Raw genomic sequence first — 21,087 nt, 5'->3', positions numbered from 1 at the left:
ATTCTTGGGCGCCAATAAAAATTTATTGTCTCCTTTCTGCCGTTGCGCGAACTTAGGGTAACGATAAAAAAATGAGGGAAAACAGGATGCAGCTAGACATTGTCGATACCATCACCGCCGACGATCAGGAAGCGTTATTAACCGGGTTGCGCGCCTATAACCAGCAGTTTGTCGATACCCGCACCTGGGGCGATCTGGCGGTCTTTGCCCGCGATGACGACGGTACCCTCATCGGCGGGGTTATTGGGCGTCGCAAAGGGGAGTGGCTGGATATCAGCTATGTGTGGGTGAGCAGCGCGGTGCGTGGCAGTGGTGTAGGCAGCCAGATCATGCTGGCCGCCGAAGAAGAGGCGAAGCGCAAAGGGTGCCTGAATGCGCTGGTGGATACCGTCAGTTTCCAGGCGCGGCCCTTCTACGAAAAGCTGGGCTATCAACTCCAGATGACGTTGCCCGATTTCCCGAACCAGGGGATGCAGCGCCACTATCTGACCAAAGCGCTTTAAGCGCCAATGCCTTGGCCCATCACCGCTAAGGCGTGGCGCACAATCTGTGCAGACGAGAGAGCGCTTAGCCTCTCGTCATTACGCCTTCTCGCGAAGGGCACCAGCACCAGGCTTAACAGCGTGGTAAACAGCAGCTCCGGAGCCAGCTCGCGGTTCAGTTTCCCCTCCTGCTGCCAGCGCTTCAGCGTGGCAAGCGTCACGGAGTAGTTATCTTCACCCACCCGATTTCGTAAATGGGCGCGTAAGACCGGCATTTCACCGATCACCTCCTGCATCCACAGCGGCGCAAACCAGTGATGCTGCCCGGCGAGGCTCGCCAGCGTTTGGACCATCAGGGTCAGGGAAGCCACCGGATCGTCGGGATGGGCGCTAAAGGTGGCGGCGATGGTGCTGCGCAGCGGCAGAAAACGCTCCTCAATCATCGCATCCAGCAGCTGTTCGCGTGAGTTAAAATAGTAATGCAGCATCGCCGGCGTTACGCCCGCCTCTTTGGCGATGGCGTTTAGAGAGGTGTTGGCGATCCCCTGACGAGAAAAGAGATCCAGCGCAATGTCCAGCAACTGCTCGCGGCTGGTGGTGGCGCGTTTGCCCCCGCGGGGACGACCGGGGCGGCGCGGTTCAGAATTATCTTTATGTGCTGACATGCTGGAGCGATCCCTTGACCGTATTCATAACTTCATTGAATATTAATTATCTCATTAATTAATTTCAAGCGGTCTCTTATGATGCCTGACGCGCAAAAGCCCCCTTCGATAAAGCTCTTGTTCAGCGCGCTGCTGCTGGTGATGCTGCTGTCTGCCCTCGATCAGACCATCGTCTCCACGGCGCTACCCACTATCGTGGGTGAGCTGGGCGGGCTGGATAAACTCTCCTGGGTCGTGACGGCCTATATTCTGAGCTCCACCATCGTGGTCCCGTTATACGGGAAATTTGGCGATCTGTTTGGCCGTAAAATCGTGCTGCAAATCGCGATCGTGCTGTTCCTTGCGGGGTCCGTACTCTGCGGGCTGGCGCAAAACATGACCCAGCTGGTGCTGATGCGTGCCCTGCAGGGGCTGGGCGGTGGCGGGCTGATGGTGATCAGCATGGCCGCCGTGGCGGATGTTATCCCGCCTGCGGAACGTGGCCGCTATCAGGGGCTGTTTGGCGGCGTGTTTGGCCTGGCGACGGTCATCGGGCCGCTGATCGGCGGGTTTATCGTGCAGCATGCCTCGTGGCGCTGGATCTTCTACATTAATCTGCCGCTGGGGCTGTTTGCCCTGCTGGTGATCGGCGCGGTGTTCCACAGCAATACCAAACGAAACAAACATGAAATCGACTATCTCGGGGCGATTTACCTCAGCATGGCGCTGCTCTGTATCATCCTCTTCACCAGCGAAGGGGGGACGGTACGCCCCTGGAGCGATCCGCAGCTGTGGTGCATTCTGGCCTTTGGCCTGACGGGGATTGCCGGATTTATCTATGAAGAGCGTCTGGCCTGGGAGCCGATTATCCCGCTCTCGCTCTTTCGCGATCGCAGCTTCCTGCTGTGTAGCCTGATTGGCTTCATCATCGGGATGTCGCTGTTCGGTTCAGTGACCTTCCTGCCGCTGTATCTGCAAATTGTGAAAGAGGCCACGCCAACCCAGGCCGGATTACAGCTGATCCCGCTGATGGGCGGTCTGCTGCTGACCTCCATCATCAGCGGGCGCATTATCAGCCGCACCGGCAAGTACCGCCTGTTCCCGATCCTCGGTACCCTGCTGGGGGTGATCGGTATGGCGCTGCTCACGCGGATCACCATCGACTCCCCCACCTGGCAGCTGTATCTCTTCACCGGCGTGCTGGGGATGGGTCTGGGGCTGGTGATGCAGGTGTTGGTGCTGGCGGTGCAGAACAGCGTCTCGTCCAGCCAGTATGGTGTGGCGACGTCGGGCGTCACCTTGTTCCGCTCCATCGGCGGGGCGATTGGTGTGGCGCTGTTTGGCGCGGTATTTACCCATCAACTGCAATCAGGGCTAATGGCACGCATCCCCGAAGGCAGTGAACTGCCGCGAGGGCTGGATCCTGACGCTATCCACCATCTGCCGGATGCCCTCAGGGCGGACTATCTGGATGCCTTTGGCTCCGCCATTCACGCGGTATTTATCATGGCGGCAGGGATTATGGTGCTGGCGTTTGTGCTGTCATGGTTCTTGCGCGAAGCGCCGTTACGCAAAAGTCAGGCGTAAGCGAGCGCAAAAAAATGGTCGTCCATTTTTCGGTTGTGAGCACAGAGGTGAAAACGCCACTCTGGACTCACTGCTCACAACCGGAGAGACCCATGAACTTTACGACCCAGGATACGCCGGGCAGCCTGTTTCAGCAGGCCGTCTGGCAAGGGATTGCCCGCGTCGGCTACGGTGAGACGTCGCATTACCAGGCGCTGGCGTTGCCCGCAAAGCGTGGCTGCTTGCCCATGAGAAAAAGCACCGCTGAGCGGCATATATCTTTTTCTTCTGTTTGATTCCTTTTCGTTTTTTAGCCTGCCGCTGGGTTACCGATATAGTCGGGTAAACATTTATCAAAAGGAACCGGCTGGTGAAACGTCGATTGGGTGCACTTCTTCTTGCGGGCCTGCTGCTGGCGGGCTGCGATCAGGGCGGCAGTAATGCTAAACACATTAAAGTCGGCGTGATTAACGGCGCCGAGCAGGAAGTGGCAGAGGTCGCCAAAAAGGTGGCAAAAGAGAAATACGGCCTGGATGTGGAGCTGGTCGGCTTTAGCGGCTCGCTGCTGCCGAACGATGCAACTGACCACGGCGAGCTGGATGCCAACGTCTTCCAGCATCGTCCGTTCCTTGCGGAAGATAATAAAGCGCACGGTTATAAGCTGGTGGCGGTGGGAAATACCTTTGTCTTCCCAATGGCAGGCTATTCCCGCAAGATCACATCGGTGGCTGAACTGAAAGATGGCGCCACCATCGCGATTCCCAACGACCCAACCAACCTGGGGCGTGCCCTGTTGCTGCTGCAAAAAGAGAAGCTGATTACCCTTAAACCGGACATCGGCCTGCTGCCCACCGCGCTGGACATTACGGCTAACCCGAAGCAGTTGAACATCATGGAGCTGGAAGGGGCGCAACTGCCTCGCGTGCTGGACGATCCTAAAGTCGATGTGGCCATTATCAGCACCACCTATCTGCAACAAACCGGGCTGTCGCCGGTGCATGATGGGATATTTATTGAAGACAAAAACTCGCCCTATGTGAATATCGTGGTCGCACGGGAAGATAATAAAGACGCTGAGAACGTCAAAGCATTTATTCACTCTTACCAGTCGCCGGAAGTGGCGAAAGCGGCGGAGAAGATCTTTAATGGTGGCGCGGTGCCCGGCTGGTAATCACGGGAATAACCCGCTGCTGAATTTAGCGGGTGTTAGCATGACTAAAGTATCAATAAAGCGAATCTGAATAATTCAGGAGGGTGATTTTACTCTCCTCCTGAAAATACTTCATTCAGAAAGAATGAAGCGAGAATATATTACCTGTTCTTTACGGACCTTATTGAAACAAGACATAATTCACATAATTAATTTTAGATTGAGACATAAGTTAAATTTCCTATAATTCAATTTAGATTCGTCATATATTAATAAGTCTTTTTTTATAGGGTTTATTTTCAGGGCACGGATGAGCACCCTCATGCACAAAGGTGGAATAATTTCCGCCAGTAACTATATCCTTATCTTGATGGTCGCACTTTTATCTCTCCCGGTGAAAGCGGCCCCGCTGTCGCCTGCCGATCGCGATACCATTCAGCAGCAACAACAACAGCTTTTAATACAAAATCAGCAGCAGCGAGATGAACTGGAACGCAGTATCCCCCTTCCAGCCCCCACCCGGCCGCAGCCCGCCGCGCAAGGCTCCGGGCCTTGCTTCACCATCCATACGATTACTCTTTCAGGCGCTACCGTAATCGCTGAAAAAGCCCGTAAGCGGCTGGTAGAGCCCTGGCTAAATCGCTGTCTGGATCAGGTGAAAATAAACGAATTAACCACCCATATTTCTGATTGGTATATTAGCCGCGGCTATATCACCAGCCGGGCATTTTTGACCGAACAAGATCTCTCCCACGGTCAGTTAAATATTGTAGTGCTGGAAGGGAAGCTGGAAGCGATTCGCCTTGAGGGCAAAACCCCGCTAATGCTAAAGATGGCTTTTCCGGGTCGGACAGGGCGCATTCTCAATTTACGCGATATCGAACAAGGCATGGAGCAAATTAACCGTTTGCGTGCCGAACCGGTGCAGATTGATATATTACCCGGATCGCAACCGGAATATTCAGTGGTAAATCTTACGGCGAAACCCGAATTTCCGTTAAGGGCAACTATCAGTCTGGATAATAGCGGGCAAGAGAGTACCGGAGAGAATCAGCTGAATGGTGCGCTGTATGCCAATAATATATTAGGTCTGGCGGACCAGTGGTTTATCAGCGGCGGTCGAAGCAGTGATTTTGCCACCCGCTACGACGCGCAAAATTTCCAGGCGGGAGTAAGCCTGCCGTTCGGCTACGGGCTGCTGGATTACAGCTACGCGTGGAGCAACTACCGCACCACCATCGATAATATGGGGTTTGACTGGATCTCGACCGGCGATACCAAAACTCACCGTGTTAATGCCTCCTGGGTCGTCTATCGCAATGGCGATATTAAAACCGGTCTCGCGGCGGGCATGGTGCAGCGCTCAAGCCGCAACTGGCTGAATGACGCCCCGCTGCAAAGCAGTACCCGCAATCTTTCCAGCCTGATCCTTGGCATCACTCACACGCAAAAACTGGCGGGCGGCGTCGCCACCTTCAACCCCACCTGGAGCCACGGCATGCCCTGGTTCAACGCCGAAACGGACGAAGACAAAACCGGTGATGAACCGCGCGCCGAGTTTCGCAAATGGAGCCTGAACGCCAGCTTCCAGCGTCCGCTCACCAATAACTTGTGGTGGTTGACCAGCGCCTACGGTCAGTGGTCGCCGGATCGCCTCTACGGCGCCGAGCGGCTCACGCTGGGGGGAGAAAGCTCAGTGCGTGGGTTTAAAGAGCAGTACCTCTCTGGTGATAACGGCGGCTACTGGCGTAATGAACTGGGCTACTCGCTGTTTACCCTGCCGTTTATCGGCCAGGTGAACGCCACCCTGGCGGTGGATGGCGGCTGGCTGGAAAAAGATCGCGAAGACCGTTTTGCTTCCGGCACCTTGTGGGGCGCGTCTGTGGGCTTAAGCAGCGCCGGACGCGGGTACAGCAGCCAGATCTCAGTGGGCACACCGCTGCACTACCCCGACTGGCTGGGCCCGGATCATGTGACTGTTAACTGGCGTATCGCCTTTATGCTTTAAGAGAATTTACGACTATGGAAACCCGTCATCCTCCCGTTCGTTTCTCACAGCGCCTGATTAGCTGGGCTGTCTGCGGCTTAATGGTCTGGCAGCCGATGGCGCCCGCCATGGCGGCGGTGATGACGCCGACCGGCAACACCACGATGGACAAAGCCGGTAACGGGGTGCCCATCGTCAACATCGCCACGCCAAACGGGGCGGGTATTTCGCATAACCAGTTCAACCAGTACAACGTAGGCAAAGAGGGGCTGATCCTTAATAACGCCACCAATAGCCTGAATCAGACCCAGCTTGGTGGGCTAATCCAGAATAACCCGCATCTGCAGGCAGGACGTGAAGCGAAGGGGATCATCAACGAGGTGACGGGCGGCAGCCGGTCGCAACTTCAGGGCTATACCGAGGTGGTCGGGAAAGCGGCCAACGTTATGGTGGCGAACCCTTACGGCATCACCTGTAACGGCTGCGGATTTATCAATACGCCCAATGTGACCCTGACCACCGGCAAGCCACAGCTTGATGCCAACGGCAACCTGCTGGCGCTGGATGTGACGAAAGGGGCCATCACCATTGAGGGGCAGGGGCTGGATGCCAGCAAAAACGACGCCCTCTCTCTGATTGCGCGCGCCACCGAGGTGAACGCCGCGATCCACGCCAACGATCTTACCGTGACCGTCGGGGCCAACCGCGTTGCTGCGGATGGGCGTGTCAAATCCCTTACCGGCGAGGGCGCAGCGCCCAAAATCGCCGTGGATACCGGCGCGCTGGGCGGTATGTATGCCAACCGCATCCGTCTGGTCTCCAGCGAGAAGGGGGTGGGTGTAAACCTGGGCAACCTGAATGCCCGCCAGGGCGATATTCAGCTCGATGCCAACGGCAAGCTGACGGTCAACAACAGCCTGGCCAGCGGGGCGATTACCGCGAAGGGTGCGGGCGTGACGCTCAACGGCAGCCATCAGGCGGGTGGGGCACTTGATGTGACCAGCTCGCAGGGAATGACGCTTAACAACAGCACCCTCGCCAGCGGCGGCGAGATGCGCCTCACCAGTGACGGAAAACTGCAGATCACTGGCGGCGGTACCGACAGCAAACGGGGCCTGACGATAAACAGCGGGCAGGATATGGTTCTGCAGGAGACCTCGCTGGTTGCCGCCAACAGCGCCACGCTGAACAGCCAGGGCAAGCTGACCCAGACCGGGGGCGGCGTCTCTGGCAAAGGCGGGGCATTAAGCGTGACGGGTAAAGCGGGAGTCGCCCTCTCGGATGCCACGCTGGTCGGGCAGGGAAATACCACTCTGGCCACCGACGGCGCGCTGTCGGTGAAAGGCAGTTCGCTGACCAGCAAAGGGGAAATGAACGTGCGCGGCGGGCAGGATATGACCCTGACCCACGCCACCGTCGGCAGCGATGCCCGCACCACCGTCACCAGCGGTGGCACGCTTACGGCCTCTGACAGTGCGATCGCCGCCGGCGGTGATTTGACCCTGAGCGGCGCAGGACTGACGCTGAACGGTCAAAGCCGGGCGGATGCCAGCGGCAATATTGCCCTGAGCGGGAATACGATGACGCATCAGGGCCAGGTTAATGCCGGGAAAGACATCACGATCACCGGTAAAAATGTAGCGAACAGCGGCCAGTTAGCGGCGAAAGGGAAACTCTCTACGCAGACGAACTCCTTGACGAACAGCGGCACGCTGCAGGGGAATGACGTCACGCTTCAGGGGCGCACGCTGACTAACAGCGGGGCAGTACAAAGCGGCGGCCAGCTAACCGTAAACGCAGATACCCTGAACCAGCACGGCACGCTAAGTGCCAAAGGCGATGCCAGCCTGGCGGTTAACGATGGGCTGACCAACACTGGCTCTACCCTTGCCGAAGGCACGCTAAACCTGAAAGCGGCCACGCTTACTCAACAGGGCACGCTGTCCGGGACGAAGGGACTGACGGCAGAGACCGGGGTGCTCACCAGCGGGAAAGCGTCCCTCACCACCAGCCAGGGCGATATACAGCTCACCGCCGGCCAGCGTGCGGATCTGAATGGCCTGACAGATGCCGCAGGCAACCTTGATCTCAACGCCGCAACGCTGACCACGCAGCAACAGGCGCGGCTGCAAAGCGGCCAGCGACTGAGAGTGCAGGCAGACAGCGCGACGCTGAACGGCATTCAGGCCGCGAAGGGCGAGCTGGACCTCTCTGCCGACACTCTGGTTCACGGCGGCAAATCCACCGGGCAGACGCTGGATTTTCGCGCCGCGCAGGCGCTCACCAGCAGCGGCGAGTTAACCGCCGATACGATAACGCTTAGCGGACAACAACTCTCGCAGAGCGGGATCGCGAAGGCAGACAGCCTGACCCTGACGGCCCCCGAGTGGATCGCCAACAGCGGTACGCTGGTGGCCAATACCCTGTCGTTAGAAAGCCGCGCCATCAGCAACGGCGGGCTGTTGCAGGGCAACACACGGTTTACCCTGCAGGCCGACACGCTCACCAACCTCGCCCAGGGCTCGCTCTACGGCGTGAATGACCTGACGCTGAACATCCCCACTTTTACTAACAGCGGCCTGATCACCACCGACGGTACGCTGCGGCTGAAGGGAACCTCCCTGGTCAACCGGGGCGAGATCAACGGCGCCAGTCTGGAGAGCGATTACGCCAGCCTGAGCAACCTCGGAGCAGGGCGACTGCTGGCCGACGACCAGCTCACCCTCAACGGGACGACGCTGACCAACGAAGGGAGTATTGCGGCGAATAACCTGCATCTTGCAGGGAATAGCCTGCAAAACGGGGGATTGCTGCAGGGCGATAACGGCATCACGCTGGAGGTCGCCGACACCACCAACAGCGGCACCCTGCAAAGTGGTGATGCGCTGAAACTGGACGGCAACACCCTGACCAACAGCGGCGAACTGAGCGCAACAACGCTCCTGCTCACCCTGACGCAGCAGGTCGCTAACGACGCGACCGGGCGGGCGATTGCCCGGGACGGGTTAACTCTTACCACGGCGGCACTGACCAATGGCGGACTGCTGGCGGGCAAAAATACGCAGCTCAACAGCGAGGCCCTCACCAACAGCGGCACGTTACAGGGCACGGCGACGCTGACGGCGATCGGTAACCAGTTGAATAACCTGCAGACCGGAAAAATGCTCGCAGGCGGCGGGCTGGATCTGCAACAGGTTACGCTCAACAACGCCGGTTTGTTGCAGGGTAAAACGCTGAATCTGGCGACCGGGGAGTGGATTAACAGCGGTAATGCGCTCGGTGAAGCGGGCGTCACCGCGAAGGTAACAGGTCAGTTCACCAACCAGGGCAAGGTACTGAGCCAGCAAAACCAGGAGGTGGACGCTGCCAGTATCGACAACCGCGGACAGCTGATGGCCAAAGTGCTGGCCCTGCATGGCGATCTGCAAAACAGCGGCCTGCTGCAGGGGAGCAGCGATTTGCGCTGGCGCGGTAATGCCTTCACTAACCAGAGCCAGGGCCAGGTGACGGGCGGCGACACGCTGAGCCTGACCGGGAAAACCCTCACCAATCAGGGGCAAATGCAGGCGCAGCGTGCGACGCTGAGCGCCGATAACCTGACCAACAGCGGCGCGGTGCAGACCCTGGATAACCTGACGCTCACCCTTACGGGTAAGGCAGAGAACCAGGGGGCATTACTCAGCCAGAATCTCTTTGACCTGACGGCGGCGCAGCTCTTCAACGACGGACAGCTGGCCGGAAAGGCGCTCTCTCTTCATACTCCTGAGATCACCAACACCGGCATTTTGCAGGGCAATGAGCGTCTGCAGCTCACCACCCGGACATTGCTGAATGACCAGCGCGGACAGCTGGTGAGCGGTAGCGGACTGGATCTGAACCTCGACAGGCTGGATAACGCCGGGCTGATGCTGGTGGGCGATGACTTTACTCTGCAGGGTAACGCGCTGACCAACCGGGGCGATATTCAGGCCGAGAACCTGAACCTGCGCCTGACCAACACCTTTACTAATCAGGGCAACACCCTGGCCAGCAACGCGGCCACCCTCGCTGCGGCGAACCTGACCAACAGCGGTACCGTGGCGGCTAAAACCCTGGATCTGACGGCGACCGAGCTACGCAACAGCGGTCTGATGCAGGGCACTAACGCCATCGACGCCGCCGCTACGCGCTTTATTAACGAGACGAGCGGGAAAGGGCTCTCCGGCGGGGCATTCACCCTGCAGGGCGGACAATTCAGCAACGCGGGGATCCTGCAGGGCGATACGCTGGCAGTGAACGGCGGTGCGCTGACCAACAGCGGCACCCTGAATGGCCTGTCGGGGCTGACAGGCACCTTTACCGGCACGCTGACCAACACCGGGCTGGTGCAGAGCGCGGGCGCCACGACGCTGACGGCGGATGCGTTGCTCAACCCTGGACGCATGATGGGCGGCACCCTGGCGATCAGTGGCCGGGATCTGAATAACGGCGGGCTCTGGCAGGGGGCTAACGGCCTGACCCTCACCGGGGATACGCTCACCACCGGGGCGGCGTCACGCACTCTGACCAGCGGGCAATTAACCCTGGATGCGGGGAAACTGACCACCCAGGGCACACAGCAGGGGAACGGCATAGAGGTAAGCGCCGCGGAGTGGACGCACAGCGGGTCGCTACTAAGCAAGGGGACACTCACCGCGAACATCGGTGGAACCCTGACCTCCAGCGGATCGCTAATGAGCCAGGACAATACGACCCTCACGGCCCAGACGCTGGATAACCGTGGGCAGATCCTCAGCGAAGGCGACGTCACGCTCGGCGGCGGCGCGCTTAAAAATAGCGGCACGGTACAGGGTAAAACCCTCGCGCTTCAGCAGCGCAGCATTAATAACCAGGGCACCCTTACCGGCCTGCAAAGCCTGACGCTGCAGGCGCAGCAGCGGCTGATGGCACGTATGGCGATGGCTGCGCCGCAGCAGGAGCTGATCAACGGCGCGAACGGCAAGTTGCTCACCCAGGGTACGCTGAACATCACCTCCGGTGCGGTGAACAACGCCGGCAGCTGGCAGGCGCAAAACATCCTGCTAAACGCGCAGTCGCTCAGCAACAGCGGCGCCGTGCAGAGCGCAGACGGGCTGCAACTGACGCTGGCGGATACACTCACCGCCACAACAGGCAGCAAGATCACCGCCCTGGGGGCGGCGACGCTGCAGGCCGCCTCACTTACCAACCAGGGGCAGTGGGTCGCAAAAAACCTGATCCTGAAGGGCGGCTCGCTGAGTAACAGCGGGGCGGTGAGCGGGGTGAATGGTCTGACGCTGAGCCAGACGGGAGCGGTTAATCAGCTCGCCGGCGGCACCATGCTGACCGGCGGGGCGCTAAATCTCAATGCCGCCTCCGTCGCTAACGCAGGCAAGATCCAGGGGGCCACGCTCGGTATCACCACCGGCGCGTTGACTAACAGCGGGCGTCTGCAGGGGGATAACGGCGCGACCTTCACGCTGGGCGGCACACTCACCAACAATGCAGGTGGGGAGATTGTCAGCCGTCAGGGGCTGACAGTGACGACCCCGACGCTTCTGAATGACGGGCTGATTCAGGGGGGCGGCGAGACCCTCCTGAAGGCCACCAGCCAGGCGCGTAACGACGGTAAACTACTCTCTGGCGCGCGTCTCACGCTGAATACGCCGCAGTACACCGGCAGTGGCTGGCTGCAGGCCACCGATCTGATCCTCAACGCCGCCAACGCCGCCAACGGCGGCGGCACCTGGATTGCCGACCGCGCCACGCTGACCGGCACCACCTTCACCAACCAGGGCACCACTCAGGCGGGCACCCTGGAGGTAAATTACGGCCAGCTTACGAATGGCGGGACGCTGCTCGGCAATTCTCAACTGAATATCGACGCGGATTCGGTGACGCAAAGCGCCAGCGGCAAGCTGTTCAGCGGCGGCGACCTGTGGCTGGAGAGTAAAGGGCTGGATCTGGTGGGGCAACTGGTGTCGCTGGGTAATCTGACCCTGAAGCTGACCAACGCCTTCACCAGTAAAACCGCCATTGCGGCGGGGAAAACCCTCGCCATCACCAGCAATGGGGGGATCGATAACCGCAGCGTACTGCAGGGCCAGGCCGTCAACCTGACGGCGGGCGGGCAGCTTAGCAATAACGGACAGATCACCACCGGCAGCGGTTCCAGCACGCTCTCTGGTAGCAGTGTGGCGCTGAATAGCACCGGATCGGTTCAGGGCGGCGGGGATATTACCGTTGCCAGCCGTGGCAATATGACGGTGGACGGTTTCACCGGCACGCGCGGCTCGCTCACCCTGAGCGCACCGGGCTCTATCATCAATACTGCCCTGCTGTATGCGGCCAATAACCTGGCACTCTATGCCGACAGCATCACCAACCAGCGCGGCGACATCATGGCGGGCAATAACCTGTCGATGCAGAAAGATGTGGCCGGGAATGCCAGCGCCCAGATCGTGAATACGTCGGGGAATATTGAGACGCAGAACGGTGATATTACGATTAAGGCGGGGCAATTATTAAATCAACGTGATGGCTTGAACGTAATCACAGAGCAGCACCCCGTACCGACAGAAAGTTGGATGACGGGTCAGGCCAATATTGATGTTCCGGTATCAGCCTTACCTGAGGGGAGTTATGGCTATTATTCTCAACTGGCGCGTTGGGAGACTGGAAGCTGTGGTGGAGGAAAAAACGGAGGATGCAACTATCACGAAGAAATGCGTTATTACTACGCTCCGTTTGAGGAATTTGCTACTCAAAAGTTTGTTCTAAGTAACACGGTAACTACCGTTACTGGAGGCAACAATCCCGCTGGGCGTATTGTATCTGGGCGAGATCTTACTCTTAATACTAATATATTGGAAAACCAGGCTAGTAATATTTTGGCAGAGAAAAATATTACGCTAACGGGGAAGACTCTTAATAATAAAAGTTGGCAAGACGGGGTGCAAAATGAATATTTAGTTTATGAGTATGCCCATAAAAATCCAGCAGTGAAGGTAAAATATGCATCGTATGAGTTGTCATCAGCGAAAAATATCCAATTTGCTAACGACGCTGTTACTTTCGCTTTAACCGGACATGACTCTTCATTCCAGGCGGGCACTATCTATCGCGCCGTCATCCAGGCCGGTGGCAATGTTACCGCCAACTTCGCCAATAACATCAGCAATACCAATACCACTGCCAACGCGGGCGGCGTCAGCAACGTTATCTCTACGCCTTCGCTGAACACCCTCAGCAACCAGACCATCGCCAGCGGAGCGCAAAAGCAAAATCTGACGAACACCGGCACCGTGGCGGTCGGCTCGCCCCAGTGGCAAGATCAGCTGCAGGGCGCCCTGCAACAGATTAACGGCGGCGGTGCGCTGGACAATAACAGTGCCGGCAGCACGCCTCTCAGCAACATCGGCACCACCCAAAAAGGTAACGCCAACCTGGGGCAGCTGGGTGCGCTGGCAGACGCGGGCGTAACCACTGCCGACCTCAATATCCCCAAAGGCAGCGCCAGTGGGCAGTACCAGGGCCAGCGCGTCGATACCAGCGCGTACCCGCTGCCGTCGGGTAACAACGGCTATTTCGTTATTTCAGATAATCCAAAAAGCCCCTATCTCATCAGCGTTAACCCCAAACTCAACGAGCTGGGGCAGCTAGACCCTGCTCTGTTTGCCGATCTGAACGCGATGTTAGGCAATAAGCCTGCCTCCAGCGCCCCGCAGGAGACCCGGGCGCTCTTTACCGATGAGAAGCAGTTCCTCGGCTCCTCTTACATGCTCGGCAGGCTGGATCTGAACCCGGACTACGATTACCGCTTCCTGGGCGATGCGGCCTTCGATACCCGGTACGTCTCAAATGCACTCCTGAACCAGACCGGTAACCGCTACCTGAACGGCATCGGCTCCGATCTGGAACAGATGCGCTACCTGATGGACAACGCCGCAGCGGCGCAGCAATCGCTGGGGCTGCAATTTGGCGTCTCGCTGACGGCGGAGCAGATTGCCGCCCTCGACCACAGTATTTTGTGGTGGGAAAAAGCCGTCATCAACGGCGAAACGGTGATGGTGCCGAAGCTCTACCTCTCACCGAAGGATGTCAGCGTCAATAACGGCAGCGTCATCGCCGGTAATAACGTCACCCTGAAGGGCGGCAACATCACCAACAGCGGCAGTACGCTGCTGGCGGGCAATAACCTGACGCTCGACAGCCAGAACAGCATCAGCAACCTCAACGACAGCCTGATAAAAGCCGGAGGCGATCTCAACCTGAGCGCCATTGGCGATATCAACAACATCAGCTCCACCATCAGCGGCAAAACGGTGGCGCTGGAGAGCACGGATGGCAGCATCAACAACCTGACGCTGGCCGAGCAGATCGATATCAACGCCAAAGGCAAATACAACAACGTCAGCATTAAAGACACCGTTCTGGGCAGCACAGCGTCAATTACGGCGCAGGATTCCTTGTCTCTGGAGGCGGGGAAAAACATCACCGTTACTGGCGCGAGCCTGGCAGCAGGCGGCGATATGCTGCTGAACGCGTGGGGCGATATCGCCGTGAATGCCAATCAGGTGAACGACGCGTACAGCTCAAATCGGGCAAATACCGCACGCTCATCCGTCTCTTATGCGGGTAGCAGCCTCAGTGCGGGCGGTAATCTGGTGGCCAACGCCGGGAACAACGTCGATATGACCGCCAGCGACCTGAAAGCGGGCGGCGGTCTGGGGCTGAGCGCAGGTCATGACCTTAATCTGAACGCAGGGCAGACCAGCGGAAGCAACCGCAGCGGCAAGAGTGAAACTCATAGCACCGGGCTCGATCGCACCACCCTGGCGGCGGGCGATAATCTGGTGTTGAAAGCCGGGCAGGATATCAACGCGCAGGCCGCAGCGCTGGCCGCCGGGAAGAGCGTCGGCCTGCAGGCGGGCCGCGACGTAAATCTAAACGCAGAGGCCACCACAGAGGGCGACAGCTACAAAGCCAGCAAGAAAACGGTCATTAACGAGTCGGTGCGTCAACAAGGTACCGAGATTGCCAGCGGCGGCGATACGGCGATTATTGCCGGACGTGACGTGACAGCCGAAGCCGCTCAGGTGACGGCGAAGGGCGATATTGCGGTGGCAGCGGGTCGCGATGTCGATCTTAATACTGCTACCGAGAGCGATTACTACTACAAAGAGCAGACCAAAACCAAAAGCGGGTTCCTCAGTAAAAAAACCACCCACACCATTGAGGAGAGCAGCGCAACGCGTGAAGCGGGCACGCTGCTCAGCGGAGACAACGTACAGGTGACGGCAGGTAACAACCTGCTGGTGCAGGGGTCGTCCGTGGTGGGCGACGGAGCGGTCGGCCTGACGGCGGGCAACAATGTCGACATCGTTGCCGCCACCAACAGCAATACCGACTGGCGCTTCAAAGAGACCAAAAAGAGCGGCCTGATGGGCACCGGCGGCATCGGCTTTACCATCGGCAGCAGTAAATCTACCCATGATCTGCGTGAAAGCGGCACTACCCAGAGCCAGAGTTTTAGCACCATAGGCTCCACGGGCGGAGATGTGAGCATCACGGCGGGTAATCAGCTGCATGTGGGCGGCGCGGATCTGGTGGCGGGCAAAGATATGTCGCTCACCGGCGATAGCGTGATGATCGAGCCGGGTCATGATAAACGCACCCGGGATGAGACCTTTGAACAAAAATCCAGTGGCCTGACGGTCGCGCTATCTGGCGTCGTTGGTAGCGCGATCAACAGCGCGGTGACCACGGCGCAGGAGGCAACCAAAGAGAGCGACGGTCGACTGGCCGCGCTTCAGGCAACGAAAGCTGCACTTTCCGGCGTACAGGCGGGGCAGGGTGCAGTGGTGGCCCAGCAGACGGGCGATCCTTCCAACGGATTTGGCGTCAGCCTTTCCCTGACCACGCAAAAATCCAAATCGCAGCAGCATGCCGAGAGCGACACGGTGGCGGGCAGTACGCTGAATGCCGGGGACGATCTGACAATCACTGCGACGGGGAAAGGCACCAGCGCCAACAGTGGTGACATTTTGATCGGCGGCAGTCAGATGAAGGCGGGAGGCGATACGACGCTGAATGCCGAAAACGACATCCTGCTGACGGGTGCGGCGAACACGCAAAAAACGACCGGTAAAAATAGCAGCAGCGGCGGTGGCGTAGGCGTCAGCATTGGTGCCGGTAGCGGGGGGGCGGGCATCAGCGTCTTTGCCAACGTGAATGCCGCTAAAGGTAATGAAAAAGGCAATGGCACCGCCTGGACCGAAACCACGATCGACAGCGGCGGCAAGGTCTCTATGACCAGCGGGCGCGACGCCATACTGAACGGCGCACAGGTCAACGGCGAGAAGATTGTGGCCGACATAGGCCGCGATCTCTGGCTGAGCAGTCAGCAGGATAGCAACGATTACAACTCGAAGCAGACCAGCGTGGCGGCGGGCGGCAGCTTTACCTTTGGCAGTATGACCGGCTCCGGCTACATCAGCGCCAGCCAGGACAAGATGAAAAGCACCTTCGACTCGGTGCAAGAGCAGACCGGACTGTTTGCTGGCGACGGCGGCTTTGACGTGACCGTAGGGCGGCATACCCAACTGGACGGCGCGGTGATCGCCTCGACGGCGACGGCGGATAAAAACAGTCTCGATACCGGCACGCTCGGCTTTAGCGATCTGCATAACGAAGCGGATTACAAAGTCAGCCATACGGGGGTGAGCCTGAGCGGCGGCGGCAGCTTTGGCGATACCTTTAAAGGCAATTTGCCTGGCGGCATGATCGCGGCGGCAGGCAGCAGCGGCCATGCGGAAGGTACCACCCAGGCGGCAGTGGCGGATGGCACCATTACCGTTCGTGATAAGGCTAACCAGCAGCAGGACCTGGCGAACCTGAGTCGGGATACGGTGAATGCTAACGACAGCATTAGCCCAATCTTCGATAAGGAGAAAGAGCAGAATCGCCTGAAAGCGGTGGGGCTGATCAGCGACATTGGCAGCCAGGCGGCAGATATCGCCCGCACTCAGGGTGACATCTACGCCCTCGAGGCTGCGAAGAAAAAGATGGCGCCGCTGAAGGCCAACGCCACGGAGAAAGAGCGCCAGGATTACGTTGCTGCCCTGCGTAATTCCCCGACATACCAGAAAGAGATGAAGAGTTTCGGTACCGGCAGCGAACTTCAGCGCGGTATTCAGGCCGCGACGGCGGCGCTGCAGGGGTTAGCGGGCGGTAACGTGGCCGGCGCGCTGGCCGGCGCATCGGCACCGGAACTGGCGCATCTTATCAAATCCACCGAAGAAGACCCGGCGGTGAACACCCTCGCACACGCCATTCTCGGCGGGGCGGTGGCGGCACTGCAGGGCAATAACGCAGCGGCGGGTGCGATGGGGGCGGCTGCGGGTGAGCTCGCGGCAAAAGCGATAATTGCGACGATGTATCCGGGTAAATCGGTCAATGACCTGAATGAATCAGAAATGCAGACCGTCAGTACCCTGGCATCGATATCCGCAGGCATGGCTGGTGGGCTGGTGGGAAACAGCACGGCCTCGGTGGGTGCGGGGGCACAGGCCGGGAAGAATGCGGTTGAGAATAACTCGCTGAGTCCTGAAAGCTTCGGAAAAGGCATGGCTGATATGGGGTTATCCCAGCAGTCGCTTGCTGTCAGTATGATCCAGAATGGCGCTACAGCAGATGAGTTAACAGAAGCGCTGATTAAAAACTCACAGGGTCAGATACCTGAAGGGCAGGATGCAGTTAAAGGTCTGTTAACCGCCTGGGGCGAGTTCTTTGGGGTTCCGGTCAGTGCGTTGACGGCTGATGGAGAAATGACGCCGCAACGGGCAGCGGAAATCCTGGCGAGTGGTGTGCCGACCAGTGAAGCAAAACTGATTCAGTATGTAGCAGCTAAAGCGTTTTTATCTGTTGCGAAAAGCTCCGATCTTGGATTATCACCTACAAACCAGAAATATGTGGATATCCTTTCGCCGGAAGCGAAACAGCATATTTTATATGGGGATAGCCCTACACAAGGTGGACATCTGTATCCCGGAAATCCAGGAAAAACAGTTTTCCCTCAAAGTTGGTCAGCAGACAAGGTTGTTCATACTGTGGGTGATATAGCTACTTCACCCGATACCAAATGGTTTGCCCAGACCGGAACGGGCGGGACGTATACAAATGCAGGGAGACCAGCAAGATGGGTTGCCTGGGAAGAGCGAGAGGGTGTTAGAGTTCGTGTGGTATACGAGCCAGCTAGTGGGAAAATAGTAACAGCGTTCCCGGATAATAATCCGGCTCCTCCAGCTTTAAAGGCAATTAAGAAATAGTGTGGGCGCGATGGATATTAATGACAAAATTAGATCATTAGGTGAAAGGTTAAAGGATCGGTTGGATCCTTCGCTAGTTGACTTTGCCCTAGATTATATTGGGTTCTCAGAGAACGTATTAGCATTCGAAACGCTATGTGATCACATCGCTGATCATGATGTTGTGATTAGCAAAGATGAATACACACAAGTGCTTAAAATAGCTAATGATCTTGGACTAGAAATAAATAGTAGATATACATATATCAATCCAGAGAAATAACATCCTGATAGCTATGACTAATCCCGGCCTCAGGCCGGGATCTTCTTCTTAACCATCAGCCCTTAACCGGCTCGATCACCAGTCGTCCCGGTTCCACGCTGACCGTAACCGCCCTGTCGGTGCTGAATCCCGCATCTGCCAGCCAGTTACCGTTCAGGCGCAGGCTGGGGCTGCGGGAATACCAGGTGGCCAGGAGGTTGTGGTGATAAAAATGCCGGATGCTGACATAACCGATCTTCATCCGCCGCTGCGCTTTGGAAAGGTTCTCTGTGACGTAGAATCGCGTCTAGCCATAATGACGACCTCTGACTAGTTGTTGTTGAGAATAATGCGCTCAGTGATATTGCGCAGGCACAGTCTGAAGGTAAGACGTAGGAGCAAAAAGCCGAAGAGCACGTAAAACCGAAAACGAACGCTATAAGCAGGAAAACTATGCCGGAATGAGTTCAAGAGCTGGAGACTATAATGATTCTGCTTCTGGTGCTCGTTCAAATATTGACACCTAAAAAGGACAGGCTCCAACGATCGATCGAATTGATGACGCTGGAAAAAACAGACCAGTTCGATTTGATGGTGTTGATGGTAATGTTGTGATTGTCAGAAAAATATCAGTTGTAACAACACCAAAAGCTAAAATTCAGGCGATAAGGCAGTCTGAGGCCTTGAAAAGTAATGGAATAACTGGACGTTGGGAAGTCCCAAATTAAGCTCAGGCTAATCGAGCTCAAAAAATGTTTGATGAATTAGGTATCAAAAATATAGAGGTGAAAATTGTCCATGAATAGTGATGCTCGCTTGGTGAAGATAATAGCTGACATGGCTATTTTTCTTGAGTTCTCTGATGAAGAGTCTTTAGATCCTGATATTGCAGTAGGAATGATGGAAAGTATTGCGGCTGAACTACAACTTTTAAGTCTTGATGATAAAATGAAAGTAGCAAATGCTTTTGACTTGATATCAAAAGAATATCAAGGAGATCATGCAATCTATATAAAAGAGCTTCCTGAATCACTTGGCTTGATATAGTTGTATGGTAATTGTTCCCGCCCATAGCTGGCGGGATTTTTTGCCCTGAATCCCTTTGCCAGCAGACAAAACAATCTCGTCAGGGCGCTGCCCTGATACCCACAAACTATCAGTCACATACAGACGCTTCCGGGCGTTGTATGGTAGGTTCTGCTGTACGTGGCTGATATGATGGTGCCGGCGCTACAATCGCAAATGTTCCTTCCAGTGATAAGTTGGCTGGAAGCCAGATGGAAGGGAGTAACCTCCTGGAGGTTCCACCTCAGATGAAACCAATTCCACAATCAGTTATTAATGCGGCTAAGCAAGCTGATGTCATTATCCGAGATACTAATGGGAAGGTTTACAAATAATGGACAAGGTTTTTTTTTGTAAAAAATGGTCCTTTGGTTATAAAGAATCAATGAATCCTCTGAGCGAGAATGAAGCCAAAAAAAAGCATTCTCGCGGGATGCCATATACTGCACTTATCGGTTCTGATGTAAAACCATCACATGTTATTCAGGTCACAAAAAATGCTGGCTGGATTAGTGTCGGTTTTTTAGATGAAGAACTAAGAGAATATCTTCTTTATAGCTTTAAAGTTCTGGATAATGAGCGACTTTTTCTTTCAATGGCAGTTCACCGAGAGTTTGCCGGGAGCGAAGGTGAAGGCGCTAGTTTTATGAATTTTTCTAATGGTACGACTTATCTTTTTAAAGAAGATGGTCATACCGTTATCAGAGAAGAACGTTTTAACCCACATCTTTTGGATGAAAGTGAAACAAAAGTGGATGTTTCCGGGAATTATGAAAATTTCCCTGTATTTGGAAATTACCAATCGATTATAAGAAAAGAACGATAGTTTGAATGTTAACCATCTCCACTACCTCGCGAGTGAGATAGCAATGATGTGGGAGAGGGCCTGAATCGCCACGGATAATTTAGACACTTCTGAGCCGTTGGTAATATAGGTTTTTATATTCAGCCGGTGGCATCTGCTCGCTCGAACCATGCCGACGCTTACTGTTATAAATCATTTCGATGTAATCAAAAATATCGCTTCTGGCTTCGTCCCTTGTTTCGTAGATCTTTTTCTTAATCCGTTCGCGTTTCAGTAGCAGGAAAAAGCTTTCCGCAACCGCATTGTCGTCGCAGTTACCGCGACAACTTATGCTGCCCTCCAGATCATGTGATTTCAGGAACGACTGCCACTCATGGCTCGTGTACTGACAGCCCAGAACAGAGTGAACCAATACCTGTTTTTGAGAATTATGCTTCCATACCGCCATAAGTAATGCGTTCAGGACAATCTCTTTTGTCATGCGGGATTGCATTGACCAGCCGATAACCTTACGTGAGAACAGGTCAACAACCACGGCCAGATACCGCCAGCCTTCGTTATCCCTTATGTAGGTTATGTCCGTTACCCAACGCTCATCCGGAGCATCCGGATTGAACTGTCGCTGGAGCCTGTTGGGCGACACGATGCTGGCTGCGCCTTTACATGCCCGTGGGCTACAGTACCCAACCTGAGCTTTTATTCCGGCACGCTTCATCAGCCGCCAGACCCGGTTCACTCCGCACTGTTGCCCGGTATTACGCAGAACCAGATGGATCTTGCCATAACCATAGACGCAGCCAGACTCAAGCCAGAACTGTTTG

11 protein-coding genes and 1 pseudogene are annotated in these 21,087 nt (G+C 56.4%); 9 read left to right on the top strand and 3 right to left on the bottom strand.

Going from position 1 to position 21,087, the window contains the following annotated elements; genetic code table 11:
- Positions 1–86: 86 nt before the first annotated feature.
- Positions 87–503, top strand: coding sequence for a GNAT family N-acetyltransferase (locus B2Q93_RS08990; protein ID WP_286932606.1), 417 nt, complete (start codon positions 87–89; stop codon positions 501–503).
- Here B2Q93_RS08990 and B2Q93_RS08985 read toward each other — a convergent pair.
- On the bottom strand, positions 500–1,147 hold the full coding sequence (locus B2Q93_RS08985; RefSeq protein ID WP_040077788.1) for a TetR/AcrR family transcriptional regulator: 648 nt from the start codon (positions 1,145–1,147) through the stop codon (positions 500–502). The genes B2Q93_RS08990 and B2Q93_RS08985 overlap by 4 nt on opposite strands.
- Positions 1,148–1,225: 78 nt before the next feature.
- Here B2Q93_RS08985 and B2Q93_RS08980 point away from each other — a divergent pair, with 78 nt between their 5' ends.
- The 6 genes from B2Q93_RS08980 to B2Q93_RS08955 all read left to right on the top strand — a co-directional run bounded on the left by B2Q93_RS08980 (position 1,226) and on the right by B2Q93_RS08955 (position 18,417).
- Positions 1,226–2,713 carry an MDR family MFS transporter gene (locus B2Q93_RS08980; protein ID WP_286932604.1) on the top strand — a complete coding sequence of 496 codons (1,488 nt, stop codon included), beginning with the start codon at positions 1,226–1,228 and terminating at the stop codon, positions 2,711–2,713.
- A gap of 92 nt (positions 2,714–2,805) precedes the next feature.
- On the top strand, positions 2,806–2,988 hold the full coding sequence (locus tag B2Q93_RS08975) for a hypothetical protein (RefSeq protein WP_286932668.1): 183 nt from the start codon (positions 2,806–2,808) through the stop codon (positions 2,986–2,988).
- 74 nt (positions 2,989–3,062) lie between these two features.
- On the top strand, positions 3,063–3,863 hold the full coding sequence (nlpA, locus tag B2Q93_RS08970; protein WP_414672032.1) for a lipoprotein NlpA: 801 nt from the start codon (positions 3,063–3,065) through the stop codon (positions 3,861–3,863).
- A gap of 349 nt (positions 3,864–4,212) precedes the next feature.
- The gene (locus B2Q93_RS08965; RefSeq protein WP_286932665.1) at positions 4,213–5,850 is read left to right on the top strand and encodes a ShlB/FhaC/HecB family hemolysin secretion/activation protein; all 1,638 of its coding nucleotides are present in this window, start codon (positions 4,213–4,215) and stop codon (positions 5,848–5,850) included.
- A 14-nt stretch (positions 5,851–5,864) separates the two neighbouring features.
- The gene (locus tag B2Q93_RS08960) at positions 5,865–18,155 is read left to right on the top strand and encodes a hemagglutinin repeat-containing protein (RefSeq protein WP_286932602.1); all 12,291 of its coding nucleotides are present in this window, start codon (positions 5,865–5,867) and stop codon (positions 18,153–18,155) included.
- 10 nt (positions 18,156–18,165) lie between these two features.
- Positions 18,166–18,417: a MafI family immunity protein gene (locus B2Q93_RS08955; protein ID WP_207292709.1), complete on the top strand. Its 252-nt coding sequence runs from the start codon at positions 18,166–18,168 to the stop codon at positions 18,415–18,417.
- A gap of 55 nt (positions 18,418–18,472) precedes the next feature.
- Here the strand turns inward: B2Q93_RS08955 and B2Q93_RS08950 are convergent, their stop codons facing one another.
- Positions 18,473–18,658, bottom strand: coding sequence for a SymE family type I addiction module toxin (locus B2Q93_RS08950; protein WP_286807894.1), 186 nt, complete (start codon positions 18,656–18,658; stop codon positions 18,473–18,475).
- Between the two features lie 536 nt (positions 18,659–19,194).
- Here B2Q93_RS08950 and B2Q93_RS08945 point away from each other — a divergent pair.
- Together B2Q93_RS08945 and B2Q93_RS08940 are read left to right on the top strand one after the other, a co-directional pair.
- Positions 19,195–19,443, top strand: a complete 249-nt coding sequence (locus B2Q93_RS08945) for a hypothetical protein (RefSeq protein WP_212478194.1) — start codon at positions 19,195–19,197, stop codon at positions 19,441–19,443.
- 352 nt (positions 19,444–19,795) lie between these two features.
- Positions 19,796–20,287 (top strand): hypothetical protein, encoded by a 492-nt coding sequence (locus tag B2Q93_RS08940; RefSeq protein ID WP_286932600.1) that lies wholly within the window; start codon positions 19,796–19,798, stop codon positions 20,285–20,287.
- 79 nt (positions 20,288–20,366) lie between these two features.
- On the opposite strand, the pseudogene B2Q93_RS08935 reads toward B2Q93_RS08940, so the two are convergent.
- Positions 20,367–21,086, bottom strand: a pseudogene (locus B2Q93_RS08935) (IS3 family transposase); the annotation flags it as partial.
- Position 21,087: the final 1 nt, after the last annotated feature.

It is taken from the genome of Leclercia sp. UBA5958 (assembly GCF_002430365.1).
Classification (GTDB): Bacteria; Pseudomonadota; Gammaproteobacteria; order Enterobacterales; family Enterobacteriaceae; genus Enterobacter; species Enterobacter pneumoniae.
The sequence above is the reverse complement of the archived record's forward strand: the minus strand, read 5'-3'. Positions and strand labels throughout refer to the sequence as shown.

What these genes read in the sequence shown, in the direction of transcription:
- B2Q93_RS08990 (WP_286932606.1), top strand. Translation starts at nt 87, where the DNA reads ATGCAGCTAGACATTGTCGATACCATCACCGCCGACGATCAGGAAGCG.
- B2Q93_RS08985 (WP_040077788.1), bottom strand. Translation starts at nt 1,147, where the DNA reads ATGTCAGCACATAAAGATAATTCTGAACCGCGCCGCCCCGGTCGTCCC.
- B2Q93_RS08980 (WP_286932604.1), top strand. Translation starts at nt 1,226, where the DNA reads ATGATGCCTGACGCGCAAAAGCCCCCTTCGATAAAGCTCTTGTTCAGC.
- B2Q93_RS08975 (WP_286932668.1), top strand. Translation starts at nt 2,806, where the DNA reads ATGAACTTTACGACCCAGGATACGCCGGGCAGCCTGTTTCAGCAGGCC.
- B2Q93_RS08965 (WP_286932665.1), top strand. Translation starts at nt 4,213, where the DNA reads ATGGTCGCACTTTTATCTCTCCCGGTGAAAGCGGCCCCGCTGTCGCCT.
- B2Q93_RS08960 (WP_286932602.1), top strand. Translation starts at nt 5,865, where the DNA reads ATGGAAACCCGTCATCCTCCCGTTCGTTTCTCACAGCGCCTGATTAGC.
- B2Q93_RS08955 (WP_207292709.1), top strand. Translation starts at nt 18,166, where the DNA reads ATGGATATTAATGACAAAATTAGATCATTAGGTGAAAGGTTAAAGGAT.
- B2Q93_RS08950 (WP_286807894.1), bottom strand. Translation starts at nt 18,658, where the DNA reads ATGAAGATCGGTTATGTCAGCATCCGGCATTTTTATCACCACAACCTC.
- B2Q93_RS08945 (WP_212478194.1), top strand. Translation starts at nt 19,195, where the DNA reads ATGAATAGTGATGCTCGCTTGGTGAAGATAATAGCTGACATGGCTATT.
- B2Q93_RS08940 (WP_286932600.1), top strand. Translation starts at nt 19,796, where the DNA reads ATGGACAAGGTTTTTTTTTGTAAAAAATGGTCCTTTGGTTATAAAGAA.